Below are 15,617 nucleotides of genomic sequence, written 5' to 3'. Positions count from 1 at the left end.
AGGCGGTGTCCGCTACAGCAGCACGGGAGACGGAGGGACTTCGTGACAGCACAACCAACCCCGGCCGCCCCATCCCTGACGGAGCGTCAACCACAGGTCGACCGCTGGAGCCTGGTCGTAGCCGCCGGCCTGCTGTCGTTCGTCGCGATGCTCGACATGAACGTGGTCAACCTCGCGCTCACCGACATCTCGGCCGGCCTGCACGTCTCCCCCGGGGTCGCCCAGTGGGCCGTCCTCGGGTACCAGCTCCCGCTCGTCGCCCTGCTGTTGCCCGCCGGGCGGTGGCTCGATCAGGTCGGCACCCGCTCGGCCCTGCTGTTCGCCGTCGGCTGCTTCGCCCTGTGCAGCGTGCTGGCCGCCTGCGCCCCGTGGGCCGGTTGGCTGATCGCGGCCCGGATGCTCCAAGGCGCCTTCGGGGCCGTGCTCTTCGTCCTGATGCCGGTGCTCGCCGCGACCTCCGTCCGGCCCGAGCTGCGCGGCCGGGCGATGAGCGTGCCCGCGACGCTCGGTCCGCTCGGCGCCGTCACCGGGCCGGTGGTCGGCGGTCTGCTGCTGGACCACCTGGGCTGGCGGGCGATCTTCCTGGTGAAGCTGCCGGTCTGCCTGGCCGCCGTCCTGATCGTGTGGCGCCGTGCCCCGCGTCGCGGCGGGCTGCGGCCGCCCGACCGGTCCTCGCTCGGCGACGCCGGGCTGATCGGCGCCGCCGTGGCCGCCGTCCTGCTCGGGCTCACCCTGGCCCCACAGGCGCCGGGGTGGCTGCTGCTCGCCCTGCCCGCCGTGCCGCTGGTGCTGCTCTGGCTGCGCCGCCCGGGCGGGCGGCCGGTGGCCGAGGTGCTGCGGGCCGCCGGGACCGCCGGGGTCAACGCCTCGGTACTGGCGCTCGCCGCCGGCTTCGCGGCCTGCCACTACCTGCTCGCCCAGCATCTGCGCGGCCCCCGGGGCGAGAGCGCCACCGCCACCGCGCTCACCATGCTGGCGTTCCCGCTCGGCATGGTGCTGGCCGGCCGGGTCGGCGGCCGGCTGGCCGACCGCTGGGGCGCCCGCCCGACCGCGCTCACCGGCGCCGCCGTCACGACCCTCGGCCTGGCCCTGCTCGTCCCGCTGGACGCCGGTTGGTCCGCCGCCGAGATCGCCGCGCGACTCGCCCTCGCCGGTGCCGGGATGGGCCTCAACGGCGGCCCCACCCAGGCCCTGGTGATGTCCGCCTCCCCGCCCGGGAAGCTCGCCACCGCCGGCTCCGCCGTCCAGCTCGCCCGCAGCCTCGGCTTCGCCCTCGGCCCGGCCCTCGCCACCGCCGCCGCGCTGGCCGGCGACCGCACCGTCACCGGGACCCGCGCCGGGATCGCGCTGGCCGCACTGGTCGCGGCCACCGCCGTCGCCCTGCTCGCGCTGCACCGCCGCCCCACGCCCTGACCGCCCCACGCCACACCACCCCCCGACCCACACCGCGACACAGCGCCCCGCACCACCCCCGACCCGCACCGCACCGAAGGATCCCCGATGACCGAAACGATCCCCGGCCCGGCCTCCGCCGCCGACGACGTCCCGGGCTGCCCGTACGGGTACGACCGGTTCCCCTCCCCCGTCCCGCTGTACGGCCAGGCGTACAAGCGCGACCCGTACCCCCTCTACCAGCGGATGCGCGAGGCCGGGCCGGTGCACCGGGTGGAGTTCCCGAGCGGCATCCACGCCTGGCTGGTCACCGGCTACCGGGCCGCCCACGCGGCCCTCAACGACCCCCGTCTCGGCAAGAACCACGCACTGGGCAACGACAACTGGCGCCGGCTCGCGTCGATCATGCCCGAGCCGCAGCACTCCCAGCTCCAGGTCCACCTGCTCCACCAGGACCCGCCCAAGCACACCTCGATGCGACGGCTCGTGCTGGACGCCTTCGCCCCGCGCCGGGTGGAGTCGCTGCGCCCCCGGTTCCGGGAGCTGGCCGACGCGCTGGTGGACGAGCTGCCGGAGTCCGGCGGCGTGGACCTGGTGGCCGGCTTCGCGGCCCACTACCCCTTCCGGGTGCTCGCCGAAGTCATCGGACTGCCAGCCGAGTTGGCGGAGCGCTTCGACCGGGACTGGGGCAAGGTGGTCGCGCCGGTCGGCCCGCAGGACCCCGGCCGTCCGGCGTACGAGGCGCGGCTGCGCGGCCTCCAGACGTACATCGCCGACGTCGTCGCCCGCAAGCGCGCCGACTGCCGGGAGCCCGGCTGGGCGGCGCAGGAGGACCTGCTGGGCCGACTCGTCGCCGCCCATGACGCGGGCGAGTTGAGCCGCGCCGAACTCGACTCCATGGTGTTCCAGCTGCTCGTCGCCGGGCAGGAGCCGGTGACCAACCAGATCACCACCATGCTGGTCACCCTGCTGCGCCACCCCGAGCAGCTCGCCCGGCTGCGCGAGGGCGTCGACGAGCCCGGCCTGCTCGCCCGGGCGGTGGAGGAACTGCTGCGCCACGACGCCGCGTTCGAGCTCACCACCTGGCGGTTCTTCGCCGAGGACAGCGACCTGTTCGGTACCACCGTCCCGGCGGGCGACTCGGTGATCGTCTCGCTCTGCGCCGCCAACCGCGACGAGGCGCAGTTCCCCGGGCCCGACCGCCTCGACCTCGACCGCACGCCCAACGCCCACCTGGCCTTCGGCCACGGCATCCACTTCTGCCCGGGCGCCGCGCTGGCCCGGGCCGAACTCCAGATCGCCCTCGCCACCCTGCTCACCCGACTGCCCGGCCTGCGCCCGGCCGAGGCGCCCGGCGACGGTCTGGCTGACCTGACCTGGGTCCCCGCCGTCCTGGCGCGCGGGGTGAGCCGGCTGCCGGTCGCCTACGACCACCGCCGCTGACCCGGACGCGTCCCGCCACCCGGCTCCACCCGCCCGGAGCCGCGCCCCGCACCCCGCACCCCGCACCCCGCACCCCGCACCCCGCACGACCTTCCCTGGAGGACCCGCCATGCCGCCCGTCGGCACCGCCCCTGCCGTCATCACCCCCGACGCCCCCGACGGCCCCGGCACCCGCGCCGGCGCCACCGCCCTCGCCGCCCGCGTCCTCGGCCTGCTGCTGCCACACCGTCGCGCCTCGGACCCGGAGTTCGACGCCGGCCCGGAGCACTTCCCGCTCCAGCTGGCACAGTTGGCGGACTTCATCACCGCCGGCGAGCCGATCGTCCTCACCCTGCCCGGCTTCCCCTGCAAGTCGCCGAACCCGGCGAAGGTGCTCGGCCACCTGCCGGACGAGGGCGAACGGCTGTCGCTGACCTTCCTCGACGGGCTCTGCGCCGAGATCGGCCGCCTGCACGCGCCCGGCGCCCGCATCCTGATCTGCTCGGACGGGCACATCTTCGGCGATCTGATCAACGTCCCGGACGACCACATAGACGCCTACTCGGACGCCCTGACCGCGATGATCACCCACGAGGGCCTCTCCCACCTCGACACCTTCGACCTGCGGGCCGTCCTCGACGACCTCCCGTACGACGAGAAGCGCGCCCGGGTGCACGCCCAGTACGCGCCGAGCGTCGAGGAGTTGCGCGAGCAGGTGCTGACCGAGGAGGAGACCCTGCGGCTCTACCGGGGCATCACCCGCTTCCTCACCGAGGACACCATCGGCTTCACCGGCACCCGTTCCGCCCTCCAGCGGGAGTGCCGCCGCCGCGCCTACGGGGTGATCCAACGCAGCCGTGCCTGGGGCGAGTTGATCGCCGAGCACCACCCGCGCGCCGTCCGGCTCTCCATCCACCCGCAGCCGGCCGGGGCGTCCAAGTTCGGCATCCGACTGCTGGCGTCCGCCGACGCCTGGACCACCCCCTGGCACTCCGCGGTGCTCCACCGCACCGGCGGCGACCGGGAGTTGCTGCGCAACGACGAGGCCGCCCGACTCGGCCGACTGGTGCTGCGGGACGGCAGGCCGAGCCACTACGAGGGCTGCTGAGGCACGCCTCGCCGGCCCGCGCGGGCCGGGTGGCACCGGGGGCGGCCCCTGCGCTACCCGGCCCTGCCGTCGGCCCCGCCGCTCCCCATGGCCCCGCCCACGGCCCCACCCACGGCCCTGACGCGGATCCGGTCGACGGTCGGCAGGACGGTCGGCATCTCGTCCGTGACCCAGGCGTACTCCAGCGCCGACAGGGTCACGCCGCCCTCGGCCCACACCAGCAGCTCGCCGACGTATTCACCGGAGTCGTCGTGGACGGGCGCGTCGACCGGCAGGGGCACGAACGCCGGAGCGGGGTCACGCTCCAGCCCGCGCACCCGCAGGTCGACGCTCACCGACCCGGCGCCCCAGACGGCCGTCACCTCCGTCCGGTCCAGCTGGGCGCGCAGCGCCGGCGCCCCGGCGAAGTCCGCGGCCAGGAGGTGTTCCAGCACGGCCCGCTCGGAGTCGTCGAGCGGACGGGGTTCGACGGGGATGACGGCCATGGGCTCATCATCGCAGGTCAGCTCGAAGCAGGTCACACCGTCGCAGGTCACCCCGTCGCAGGTCGGCTCATCGCAGGTGGCTCATCGCAGGTCAGCGAATGGGAGCGGTGGCCGGGTCCGCCGCCGGGGCACGGTGGTCGAAGGCGATCAACGGGTCGCCGGTGAGCGGGTGTTCCACCACCGCCGCCCGTACCCCGAAGACCTCGGCCAGCAGCCCGGAGGTCAGCACCTCGCGCGGCGCCCCGGAGGCCACCAGGGCGCCGCGGTGCAGGACGTGCAGCCGGTCGCAGACCGAGGCGGCGGCGTTGAGGTCGTGCAGGGCCACCAGGGTCGTGCGGCGCTGCTCCCGGAGCAGGGCCAGCAGTTCGACCTGGTGCCTGACGTCCAGGTGGTTGGTCGGCTCGTCCAGCACCAGGACGTCCGGCTGCTGGGCGAGCGCCCGGGCCAGCAGTACCCGTTGCCTCTCGCCGCCGGACAGTTGGGCGAAGCGGCGGTCGCCGGCCTCGGCCATGCCGACCCGTTCCAGCGCCTCGGCGGTGATCCGGTGGTCCTCGGCGTCGTCCGCCGCGAAGGCCCGCTTGTAGGGCGTGCGGCCCATCGCGACCACCTCGCGGACGCTCAACTCGAAGTCCCCGCCGCGCTCCTGGGGCAGCGCCCCGATGTGCCGGGCGGACTGCGCGGGCCGCAGCTCCGCCAGGTCCCGCCCGGCCAGCAGCACCCGACCCGCGCTGGGCCGCAGGTGCCGGTAGACGGTGCGCAGCAGGCTGGACTTGCCGCTGCCGTTGGGCCCGACCAGCCCGGCGATCTCTCCCTCCTCGGCGATCAGGTTGGCCCCGGCCAGCACCGTCCGGCCGGCCAGGGCGACGCTCAGGTCCTCGACGGCGATCCTCAACTGCGCTCCAGTCGTCGGTCCAGCAGGTAGAGCAGGGTGGGGGCGCCGAGGACGGCGGTGACCACGCCGATCGGCAGTTCCTGACCGTCCAGGGCGGTGCGGGCCACGGTGTCGACGACGACCAGCAGCAGCGCCCCGGTCAGCGCGGACAGCGGGAGCAGCCGCCGGTGGTCGCCGCCGAGCAGCAGTCGGCACACGTGCGGCACCATCAGTCCGACGAAGCCGATCGCCCCGGAGACGGCGACCAGCACCCCGGTGAGCACGCTGGTGACGACGAAGACCTCGCGGCGCAGCCGGGCGACGTCCACGCCGAGCCCGGCGGCCGTCTCGTCGCCCATCAGCATCGCGTTGAGCCCCCGGGCGCGGGCCTGGAGCAGCGCCAGTCCGAGCGCCACAGCGACGGTGGGGAGGGCGAGTTGGGCCCAGACGGCGCCGCCGAGGCTGCCCATCAGCCAGAACAGCACGCCTCTGGTCTGCTGCTCGTCGCGGGTCTGCAGGACGAGGTAGCTGGTGATGCCGCCGAGGAACTGGGCGATGCCGATGCCCGCGAGGACCAGGCGCAGCGGGGAGAAGCCGCCGCCGCGGCGGGCCATCAGCCAGACCAGTGAGAACGCGGCGAGCGCGCCGGCGAACGCCGCCAGGGAGACGGTGAGGCCGAGCGCGCTGCCGAAGGAGAGCTGGAGACCGAGGGTGGTGCCGAGGACGATGGCGGCGACCGCGCCGAGCGAGGCGCCGGAGGAGATGCCGAGCAGGTAGGGGTCGGCGAGCGGGTTGCGGACCAGGGCCTGTACGGCGGTGCCGACCAGGCCGAGTCCGGCGCCGACCACGGCGGCCAACAGGGCGCGTGGGACGCGCAGTTGCCAGACGATGAGGTCGCGGGTGCCGGGTTCGGGGGCCCGGCCGGTGAGTCGGCGGGCGACCACCGACCAGACCTCGCCGGGCGGGACGTCCACCGAGCCGAGTGAGACGGCGGCGGTCAGCGCGAGTACCAGGGCGGCGGTGAGGACGGCGGCCAGCGGCCCGGCCCGCAGGGTGCGGGCCGGGCGGGTGTCGCCGCGCTCCTTCCGGGCGGTGGCCGAAGTCACCGGCTACTGCCCGTTCTTGGCGAGGTCGGAGCTCTTGACCAGGTCCGGGTGGACGGTGGCGGCGATCTGCCGGACGGCGTCGGCGTTGCGGACCCCCGCGATGGTGGTCACCTCGGAGCCGAGCCGGACGAAGTGCCCCTCCTGGACGGCCTTCAGGCCCTGGGTCGCGGGAAAGCTCTTCAGGAAGGCCTCGGCCTCGTCGAAGGCCTTGCGGGTGGCCTCCTCGCTGCCCCGGTTGCGCACGGCCAGCTGGATCCAGTCCGGGTTCTTGGCGACCACGTCCTCCCAGGAGCCGGGCTTGAAGTCGGCGTCGCAGTCGGCGAACACGTTGCGCGCCCCGGCCTGGCTGATCACGGCGTTGGCGACCTGTCGGCCGCAGACCGCCACCGGCTGCTTGGTGCCGGCGTCGAAGTCGAAGACGAAGTAGCTCGGCCGCTGTGCCTCCGGTACGGCGGCGAGCGCGGTGCGGACCTCGCCGAGTTGCTTCTCCATCCCGGCGACCAGTTCCTCCGCGCGCGCGGCGGTTCCGGTGACGGCGCCGAGCCGGCGGACGTCCTCCTCGATCCCGGCGAGGTCGGTGCGCGGCGCCTTGGCGGCCTTCGGTGTCCCGGCGCAGGCGGTGGAGAGCAGGTAGACGTGCTGGATGCCGGCCGCCGCGTACTCCTCCTCGCTCGGTCCGGTGGCGCCGCCGCCCATCATCGGCATCGCGCCGAAGGTGTCCACGTAGAGGTCGGCTCCGGAACCGAGCAGCTTCTCCTTGGCTATGCCCTTGTCCCCGAGCGCCGGCACCTTGGCGCCCTGCTCGGCGAGGTCGGCGGGCAGGGTGCCCTTGCCGGGCGGGAAGCCGGTGCCGATCACCCGCTCCCCCGCGCCGAGTCGGAGCAGCAGCTCCAGGCTGGAGGCGTTGCTGGTGACGATCCTGGCGGGCGCCTTGGCGATGGTGGTCTCCTTGCCCGCGCAGTCGGCGACCTTGACGGGGAATCCACCACCGGGGGCGGGCTGGACGGTGACGGAGGCGCTCTGCCCGCCCCCGGTCCCGCTTCCGCAGGCCGTGGCGAACAGGGCGACGGCGGCCGCGATTCCGCAGACGACGCGAGGGCGCATGACAACTCTCTCCTGGTCGGTGATCGCGCTCGGCGATCGTGTTCGGTGCTTGGTGCTTGGTGCTTGCGTGCTTGGTGCTTGGTGCTTGGTGCTCAGCGTTGGCACTCGGTGCTCGTGCGTGCCAGGGCCCGTGCTGCGGACCCGGACCAGGTAGTCGGACGGCCCGGGCGGCCGGTTCCCCGCGATTCGCGACCGGTCGTCGGCGGCGCGCCCCCTCGCCGGGGAGCCGGACGTAGGCTGGCCGGATGGCCGCCCCCACCGCCCCGCGCGACGACCTCGACCTCCCCGTCCGGCTCGGGCCGCGCCCGCCCCGCCGGGTGGTCTCGCTGGTGCCCTCGCTGACCGAGGCGGTCGCCGCCACCGCACCCGGGCTGCTGATCGGCGCCACGAACTGGTGCAGCCACCCCGCCGACCTGTCCGTCACCCGGATCGGCGGCACCAAGAACCCGGACGTCCCGCGCATCCTCGCGCTCGCACCCGACCTCGTCCTCGCCAACGACGAGGAGAACCGGCGCCCCGACCTGGACGCGCTGCGGGCGGCCGGCGTCCCGGTCTGGGTCACCGACATCCGCACCCTGGACGACGCCTTCCGCTCCCTGGACCGGCTGCTGACCACCGCCTGCGGGCTGCCCCGCCCGGCCTGGCTGGACGAGGCGGAGGCGGCCTGGGCCCCCGTCGGCAGCGGCGGCACTCCTCCGGACGCCGACGGCCCGCGGGCCGTCGTGCCGATCTGGCGCCGCCCGTGGATGGTCCTCGGGAGCGACACCTTCGCCGGGGACCTGCTGCGCCGGCTGGGCCTGCGGCTCGTCCACGCCGACCACCCCGAGCGCTACCCCGCCGTCCCGCTTCCCGAACTGATCGCCTGTCGGCCGGAGTTGGTGGTCCTACCGGACGAGCCGTACCGGTTCACGGCCGAGGACGGACCGGAGGCCTTCCCGGACACACCGGCGGCACTGGTCAGCGGACGGCACCTGACCTGGTACGGGCCGTCGCTGGTGACCGCCCCGGCCGTGCTTCGGCGGGCCCTCGACCACCCGCTCGGTCCTGGTGGCACGGGCGGCGCCTAGACTCCCCGAGGCATGAAGGTTCTCATCTCCGTCGACATGGAGGGCATCTCGGGGATCGTGCATCCCACCGAGACGAATCCGGATCACTACGACTATGTACGCGGTCGCGCAATGGCGACGGCCGAGGCGAACAGCGTGATCGCCGGGGTGCTGGACGCCGACCCCGCGGCCGAGGTGTGGGTCGCCGACGCGCACGGGCCGTTCCGCAACCTGCTGCCGGAGCAACTCGACCGACGAGCCTGCCTGGTGCGTGGCAAGCCACGTCCGCTGGGCATGCTCGGTGGGCTCGACGACCGGACCGACGCGGTTCTGCTCGTCGGCTACCACGCCCGGGCCGGCTGCGGCCCGGCCGTACTGGCACACACCATGAACGACGGCATCCTCGACGTGCGCGTGACCGGGCATTCCATGGGCGAGATCGGTCTCAACACCGCCATGGCCGGGCACCTGGGCGTACCGGTCGTCCTGCTCAGCGGCGACGACCGCGCCTGCGCCGAACTGCGTGATCTACTCCCCTCCGCGGTCACCGTCGCGGTCAAGCAGGCCCTGGGCCAGAGCGCCGCCGTCGCCCTCCATCCCGAGGAGGCACGGGAACGGCTGCGCCGTGCGGCCGCCGAGGCCGTCACACGGCGCGCGGACGTTCCCCCGCTGGCCCTCGTCGGACCGCTCGACGTCGAGGTCGACCTCTCCGCGCCGTTCATGGTCGACCTCGCGACACTTGTGCCGGGTGTCTCACGCGCCGGCGGCGGCCGGACGGTCGCCTTCGGCGCCGCCGACTTCGGTGAGGCGTACCGGCTGGTGCTGCTGCTCGCACAGCTCGCGACCATCAAGCCCGGCTGACGGAGGGCACCGCTTCACCCCCGGAACACGACGGGGCCCGGGACGCGTGCTCGCGTCCCGGGCCCCCGGCCCTGCGGCCGTACGTCGTCAGCCGCGCGCGGCGGCGACGGCGGCGCCCAGCGCCTCCTTGATCCGGGGGCCGAGGCGGGCGAAGCCCAGCTCCTTCATGGCCGCCCGCAGCAGCTCCTCGTCGCTCCGCTCGACACCGTCACCGTCCACCCACCGCACGACGGCGAGCAGTTCCTCGGCGGAGTAGGCGGTCACGGGGCGACCGGGCGTGAAGTCCGGCTTCGCGGGACGGGCCTCGGCCTCCGGCTCGGCGGCGGGAGCCTCGGCCTCGACGACCGGCTCCTCTGCCTCGACGACCGGCTCCGCCACCTCTACGGCAACAGCCTCGGGCTCGGCGACGGGCTCCTCGACAACGGTCTCGGGCTCGGTCTCGACGACCGGCTCAACCTCAGCCTCGACGGCTTCGACAGCCGCATCGGCAACCTCGACCTCGGCCGACTCCTCAGCGACAGGATCCGCCGCTACGGCCTCAGGCTCGGCCTCGGTCTCGGCCGCCGGCGCGACCTCCTCGACCTCAACCGCCGGCTCCTCGACCGCAGGCTCCACCACGACGACCTCGGGCTCGACCTCGGCGACTACCTCAGCGGCCTCGGTCGCAGCCTCATCAGCCTCGACAACGACCTCGGCCCCGATCTCAACGACCGACTCAACCTCAGCCTCGACGGCTTCGACAGCCGCATCGGCAACCTCGACCTCGGCCGACTCCTCAGCGACAGGATCCGCCGCTACGGCCTCAGGCTCGGCCTCGGTCTCGGCCGCCGGCGCGACCTCAGCAGCGGCCTCCTCGACCTCAACGACCGGTTCCTCGACCGCGACGGCGGGCTCGTCCACGGCGGGCTCCGCGACGACAGCCTCAGGCTCGTTCTCGACCACCGGCTCGACCGTGTCCTCGACGGCCGGCTCCTCGACCGTGACCTCGGCAGCGGTCTCCTCGACCTCTACGACCTCAACGACCTCGGCGGTCTCGGTGACCGGGGCGCCCTCCGGCTCCATCTCCGCCGCCGGCTCGTCCGCGGCCTCGGCCAGAGCGGCGGTCGCGGCGGCCACCAGGTCGTCGGCCGCCGGGGAGGGCGCGGGGAGGGAGACCACGCCGACCGGCGTCTCCTCCTCGGCCTGCGCCGCCGACGGCTCGTCATCAGCGGCACCCGCGTCCGACGCCGTCTCTGCCCCGGCCTCTACCTCGACCTCCGCCACGACGTCGGCCTCGGCAGCCTCGGTCACAGTCGCCGCAGCAGCGTCGTCGGCCGACTCCGCCACAGGCGTCACCAGGACCGGGACCTCCTCCACGAGGCCGTCCCGCTGCCCGGCGGCCAGCGCCTGCAGGGCAGCCGCCTCGGCGTCAGCCCGGGCGACCGGCTCCTCAATCCCCGGCTCGTCGGTCCCGGACTGCTCGGCCGCAGCCTCCTCGGCACCGGTCCCACCGTCGACCTCGGCGCCGACCTCGGCCTCGACCTTGACCTCAACCACGGTCTCGGCCGCCGCCTCCGCGGTCTCCTCGGTACCCGGCTGCTCCTCGACCACCGTCTCCTCGACCGCAGCAGCGGCCGCCTGCTCGGCAAGCCCGTCCCGCTGCCCGCCGGCGAGCGCCTGGCGGGCCGTGTAGGCGGCCTCGGCGGCGCGGCGGTCGGCCTTGGCGGCGGCGAGTTCGGCGAGCAGGTCGGCGAGGCCGGCCTCCTCCAGCCCGGCGCGCAGGCCGCGGATGGTGGGCAGGCGGTAGAGGGTGCCCTCGTCGGCGGCGAGCCGCTCGACCAGGTCGATCAGCTCGGCGAAGGGCAGCCCGTCCAGGTCGTGGTCGGGCAGCAGGCGGGCGAGGCCGCGCAGGCCGGTGTTGATCGCCTCGAAGGCCTGGGCGGTGCGGTCGACCAGGGCGCCGTCGGCGGGCACCCGCGGGAGGGTGCCGACCGGGGCGAGCGCGGCCCAGGCGCGGCGCTCGATCTCCGCGGAGGTGAGGGCCTCGTGCAGGTCCTCCCGGCGGATGCGGCGGTCGGTAGCGAGCGCGACGGCCTGCTTGCGCAGCGAGCGGCCGCGCAGCCAGGAGAGCTTGACGCCGTTCTCGCGGCGCCAGGTGCTGTCGGCGGTGGCGGCGGCGAGGGCGCCGAGGTCGGCGTCGTACGCGGCGGGGAAGAGAGTCCCGGAGGTGCGGTGCACCCGCTGGAGCATCTCGACCAGGAGCGCGGTCTTGGCGACGGTGTCGGGCTCTTCGAGCTTGGCGTCGGCGGCGAGGGCGGCGACGGCCTCCCAGGTCTGCTGGAGGTCGCTGCCGCGCAGCTCGGCGAGGGCCGTGGAGGCGGCGCGGGCGTCCTCGGGGGTGGCGACGGTGTCGACGGCCGCGTACCAGGCGTGGGTCTCGGCGGTGAGCGTGAAGGCCCCGAGCTCCGCGTAGCGGCCGAGGTCCTCGCGGAGGTCGGGCTCCGCGGCGGCGTCCTGGGGGTCCTTGACGTCTGCGGCGTCGGCGACGTCCGCCGGGTCGGCTGCGTCGGCGTTGCGCGAGTGAAGCACTGTCATGTGAGGTCCGGTTCTGGGCGACGACGGCGGGGCTGGCGGCGAGGGGGCGGCGGACCGGGTGCGCGGGGTCGCCCCTGAGGCGGGGCAAGGGGGGCGCGCGGTCGGGCTGCCGGTTGTGGACGCCCAGAATACGGGTGCCCGTTCGAGCCTTGCACGCACCCACCGCCCGGATGGGCGGGTGTCGTATGCCATACCGCTCGCCTGGCCGCCACTCGGGCGGTCCGTACGGGTGGTCCGCACGGCGGTCCGTCCTTGGTCCGTCCTTGCTCCGGACGGGTGTCCGTGCTGCTCACGGCTTCTCTCCGCGGGACCCGCGCCGTCCCCCGCCGGACGGCCCGGACGGCCCGGACCGGCGGCCGGACCGGCGGCCGGGCCGCTGGAACCGTTCCAGCGGCACCTCCCGGACGCCCCGGCCTCCCGCCGGGCCCCGCCGGCCGGGCGGCGGCCTGTACCCGGCGCGGCCGAGGGCCCGCAGATCGACCGGCGCGAGGTACTCGCTGAGCGCGGTTCGGTGCCACCACGCGCCGGTTTCCCGCAGTTCGCGCCAATCGGTGAACCGGTACAGGTAGAGGGTCGCCCGGACGTGGGTCGGCGGGGCATCCGGGAAGGGGTTGTGGCGCAGCAGGCGCAGGGTGGCCCGGTCGCCGGCGAGCAGGCGGGCGACGAAGGGCAGGAACCAGGGGCGGGCGTAGGCGGGCGAGATGCCGGCGAACCACATCAGCCAGTCGAGCCGCAGGTGGTAGGGCGCGAACTGGCGCGGGCGTCGGCGGACGTCACCGGGCTTGCCCTTGAAGCCGTACTCGCGCCAGACGGTGTGCGGGGTGAGCACCGCCTCGTCGGTGCCCTCGACCACCACCTCCTGGCGGAGCCGGTTGACGCTGCCGAAGGCGCCGTAGGTGTTGACGAGGTGCAGCCGGTTGAAGGAGCGGTTCATGGCCTGGCCGCGGGACAGCATGTTGCGCACCGGCCAGTAGCTGAGCACGACGACGGCGGCGGTCAGCGCGATCACCAGCGCCTCGTACCAGACCGGCGCGCCGGGGTACGCGCGGGCGTGGACGGGCAGGCCGAGGCGGGCGGGCTGCACGGCGGCGAGGGCGAGGGCGATGGTCAGCCAGTTGAGCCAGGCGAAGTTGCCGGAGGCGACCAGCCAGAGCTGGGTGGCGAGGACGGCGCAGGCCGCGTAGCTCGCGACCGGCTGCGGCAGCAGCAGGCAGACCGGTACGACGAGTTGGACGACGTGGTTGGCGGCGGCCTCGACCCGGTGCAGCGGGGCGGGCAGGTGGTGGAAGAACCAGCTGAGCGGTCCGGGCATCGGCTGGGTCTCGTGGTGGTACTGGAGGCAGGTCAGGTCACGCCAGCAGCTGTCGCCGCGCAGCTTGATCAGTCCGGCGCCGAACTCGACCCGGAAGACCAGCCATCGCATCAGCCAGAGCACCGGGGCGGGCGGGGCGGTGTCGGCGTTGCCGAGGAACGCGGCGAGGAAGCCGGCTTCGAGCAGCAGGGACTCCCAGCCGAAGGAGTACCAGGTCTGCCCGACGTTGACGATGGAGAGGTAGAGGCTCCAGAGCGCCGTCCACAGCAGGACGGACGCCCAGAGCGGGACGGCGTCGCCGAGCCCGGCCACCACGGCGGCGGCGAGGGCGGCGCCGCTCCAGGCGACGGCGGCGAAGAACCGGTCGCTGTAGTGGAGGTGGAACAGGCCGGGTGACCGTCGGAACGGGACGCGGGCGGTGAACCGGGGCACGGGCAGCATGCCGTCGGCGCCGATCAGGGCGCGGAACTGCGCGGCGGCGGCCAGGAATCCGATCAGGTAGAGGGCGGCGAGCAGGCGTTGGACGAGCAGTCGGCTCAGCCAGTAGTCGGGGGCGGCGAACCAGTCCATGCGGCCCATGCCTACCACCCGGGACCCCGGGCGCGGGGCCGGTCGGGGCGGCGGTACGGGGTCGGTTCACCCGCTCGGCCCGGACGGCGGGCCCGGCGGGCTCGGACGGGCTCCGACTCAGGCGGGCTCAGGCGGGGTTCGGCTCGGGCGGGCTCAGGCGGGGTTCGGCTCGGGCGGGATCAGGCGGGGTTCGGCTCCGACGGGATCAGGCGGGGTTCGGCTCCGACGGGATCAGGCGGGGTTCGGCTCCGACGGGCTCCCGGTGAACTCCCGGCCCCGGACGACATCATGGCGGCACCGTGGCGGGGTCCTCTCCACGGGGGTGAGAGGAGCCCGCCACGGTGGTGGACGGTCCGCACCGGCCGGGGTTCAGCCGGGCAGGCGGGGTCCGGCCTCGCCGGCGATGGCCGAGCGGCCGGGCACGGAGGCGCCGCTCTGCTGGAGCCGGTCGACGAGCAGGGCGGCCAGCGTGCCGAGCTCCTCCTCGGTGCGGGAGCGGGCGGTGATGTCCATGCCGACGGTGAGGACACCGTTGATCCGGCCGGTGAGCGCGGCCCGCAGCGGGGTGCAGGTGAAGCTGAAGACCTGTGGGCCGCGCTGGGCGTCCGGGCGGGCGGACTGGATCCGGACGTCGTCGAGGACGGCGGTGCGACCGGTGTGGTAGGCCTCGACGACGGTCTGTTCGAGGCCTGCCGCGCCGAGCAGCGGGTACGCGGCGCCGATCGTCCCGTAGGCCGTCGGCGCGCCGAAGGTGTCGGCGTGCTGGGCGTTGGCGTACCGGATCTCCTGGCCCGGGCCCTCGGTGAGCATGATGGGGAACGGCGAGCCGTCGAAGGCGGCGAACATCTCCTGGCGCTGGGCGAGCAGGCTGTCGCGCAGCCGGATCTCGGAGAGCAGCGCCTCGGCGAGGTGCTGGATGTCGCGCAGCCGCTCGCGCCCCCACTGCCGGGGTTCCCGGTCGAGGACGCAGACGGTGCCGATGACGGTGTTGGTGTCGTCGACGAGGGGGGCGCCGAGGTAGGCGCGGACGCCGAGTTCGTCCACCACCGGGTTCCCGGCGAACCGGGGGTAGGCGAGGATGTCGTCGAGGGCGAGGGGGGAACGCTGGGCGACCACGTGCGGGCAGAAGCCGTGACTCAGCGGCATCTCGCGGCTGGGGAGGTCGAAGGCGATGCCACGGTCCGCCCAGGACGACCCGTCCTCGGCCGGGGCGTCGGCCGAACTTGGCGGGATGTAGAGCCCCCGGAACATCTGGCGCTCGTCGTTGATGAAGTTGACCATCGCGATGGGAGCGCGCGTGATACTGGCTGCCAGGTGGGCGAAGCGGTCGAAGGCCTCGTCCGCGGACGGGTCGTTGAGCCCAAGGCCGCGCAGCCTGCGGGTTCGCGCGGACTCCCCGGAGGCACCCGGGAACTGGCCTTGAGTGCTCATCACATCAGTCATGGCGCACATGTAACCAGACATCAGAACGGCTGGACCGCTTCGATCGGGCGTTCCTGGGCCTTGCCGATGGCTTGTCAAAACCGCACGTGAACGACAGGTCGACGGACCGTCACGGAAGCGAAGTTCGATTCCCGTCCGAGGTCCGGGCGAAACCCCTCCCGGCGGGGACGGACCGAATCCCGCCAATCCAAGATCGACTCTGGGATGCCCCGGTGCCCCATACAACAATGAGCCCTGCCGAAGACACGGACGGCGCCCGTCGCCGGGACACCGCCCCGTGACGCATGCGCCGATCGCACCGGGGCGACCGGCCGGAACTCCCG

General features: G+C 74.5%; 12 protein-coding genes. 5 read left to right on the top strand and 7 right to left on the bottom strand.

From position 1 onward, the window contains the following. Positions 1-42 precede the first annotated feature (42 nt). The 3 genes from ACGF0D_RS03490 (at position 43) to ACGF0D_RS03480 (ending at position 3,922) form a co-directional block, all read left to right on the top strand. Complete coding sequence (locus ACGF0D_RS03490) at positions 43-1,413, top strand: MFS transporter (protein WP_392913808.1); 1,371 nt, start codon at positions 43-45, stop codon at positions 1,411-1,413. An 87-nt stretch (positions 1,414-1,500) separates the two neighbouring features. Beyond that, on the top strand, positions 1,501-2,835 hold the full coding sequence (locus ACGF0D_RS03485) for a cytochrome P450 (protein WP_392913807.1): 1,335 nt from the start codon (positions 1,501-1,503) through the stop codon (positions 2,833-2,835). Positions 2,836-2,944: 109 nt separating this feature from the next. Continuing rightward, positions 2,945-3,922, top strand: coding sequence for an L-tyrosine/L-tryptophan isonitrile synthase family protein (locus ACGF0D_RS03480; protein WP_392872129.1), 978 nt, complete (start codon positions 2,945-2,947; stop codon positions 3,920-3,922). Positions 3,923-3,975: 53 nt separating this feature from the next. On the opposite strand, the gene ACGF0D_RS03475 is transcribed toward ACGF0D_RS03480, so the two are convergent. From ACGF0D_RS03475 to ACGF0D_RS03460, 4 genes are all read right to left on the bottom strand, one after another. Continuing rightward, positions 3,976-4,407, bottom strand: a complete 432-nt coding sequence (locus ACGF0D_RS03475) for a hypothetical protein (RefSeq protein WP_392913806.1) — start codon at positions 4,405-4,407, stop codon at positions 3,976-3,978. A 91-nt stretch (positions 4,408-4,498) separates the two neighbouring features. Continuing rightward, on the bottom strand, positions 4,499-5,299 hold the full coding sequence (locus ACGF0D_RS03470) for an ABC transporter ATP-binding protein (protein ID WP_392872134.1): 801 nt from the start codon (positions 5,297-5,299) through the stop codon (positions 4,499-4,501). After that, positions 5,296-6,384 carry a FecCD family ABC transporter permease gene (locus ACGF0D_RS03465; protein ID WP_392913805.1) on the bottom strand — a complete coding sequence of 363 codons (1,089 nt, stop codon included), beginning with the start codon at positions 6,382-6,384 and terminating at the stop codon, positions 5,296-5,298. Before ACGF0D_RS03465 ends, ACGF0D_RS03470 begins: the two co-directional genes overlap by 4 nt. A 3-nt stretch (positions 6,385-6,387) precedes the next feature. Then, on the bottom strand, positions 6,388-7,488 hold the full coding sequence (locus ACGF0D_RS03460) for an ABC transporter substrate-binding protein (protein ID WP_392913804.1): 1,101 nt from the start codon (positions 7,486-7,488) through the stop codon (positions 6,388-6,390). Between the two features lie 245 nt (positions 7,489-7,733). On the opposite strand from ACGF0D_RS03460, the gene ACGF0D_RS03455 reads away from it, so the two are divergent. Both ACGF0D_RS03455 and ACGF0D_RS03450 read left to right on the top strand, forming a co-directional pair. Beyond that, positions 7,734-8,555 carry a helical backbone metal receptor gene (locus ACGF0D_RS03455; protein ID WP_392913803.1) on the top strand — a complete coding sequence of 274 codons (822 nt, stop codon included), beginning with the start codon at positions 7,734-7,736 and terminating at the stop codon, positions 8,553-8,555. Between the two features lie 12 nt (positions 8,556-8,567). Beyond that, positions 8,568-9,395: a M55 family metallopeptidase gene (locus ACGF0D_RS03450; protein ID WP_392913802.1), complete on the top strand. Its 828-nt coding sequence runs from the start codon at positions 8,568-8,570 to the stop codon at positions 9,393-9,395. 87 nt (positions 9,396-9,482) lie between these two features. Here ACGF0D_RS03450 and ACGF0D_RS03445 read toward each other — a convergent pair whose 3' ends face one another. The 3 genes from ACGF0D_RS03445 to ACGF0D_RS03435 form a co-directional block, all read right to left on the bottom strand. Beyond that, on the bottom strand, positions 9,483-11,969 hold the full coding sequence (locus ACGF0D_RS03445) for a hypothetical protein (RefSeq protein ID WP_392913801.1): 2,487 nt from the start codon (positions 11,967-11,969) through the stop codon (positions 9,483-9,485). Positions 11,970-12,258: 289 nt separating this feature from the next. Beyond that, positions 12,259-13,851, bottom strand: a complete 1,593-nt coding sequence (locus ACGF0D_RS03440) for a lipase maturation factor family protein (protein WP_392913931.1) — start codon at positions 13,849-13,851, stop codon at positions 12,259-12,261. A 369-nt stretch (positions 13,852-14,220) separates the two neighbouring features. Next, on the bottom strand, positions 14,221-15,294 hold the full coding sequence (locus tag ACGF0D_RS03435; RefSeq protein ID WP_392913800.1) for a GAF domain-containing protein: 1,074 nt from the start codon (positions 15,292-15,294) through the stop codon (positions 14,221-14,223). Between the last annotated feature and the right edge of the window lie 323 nt (positions 15,295-15,617).

It is taken from the genome of Kitasatospora sp. NPDC048298, assembly GCF_043201465.1.
Classification (GTDB): domain Bacteria; phylum Actinomycetota; class Actinomycetes; order Streptomycetales; family Streptomycetaceae; genus Kitasatospora.
Note: the sequence above shows the minus strand (reverse complement) of the source record. Positions and strands in the feature narration are given on the sequence as shown.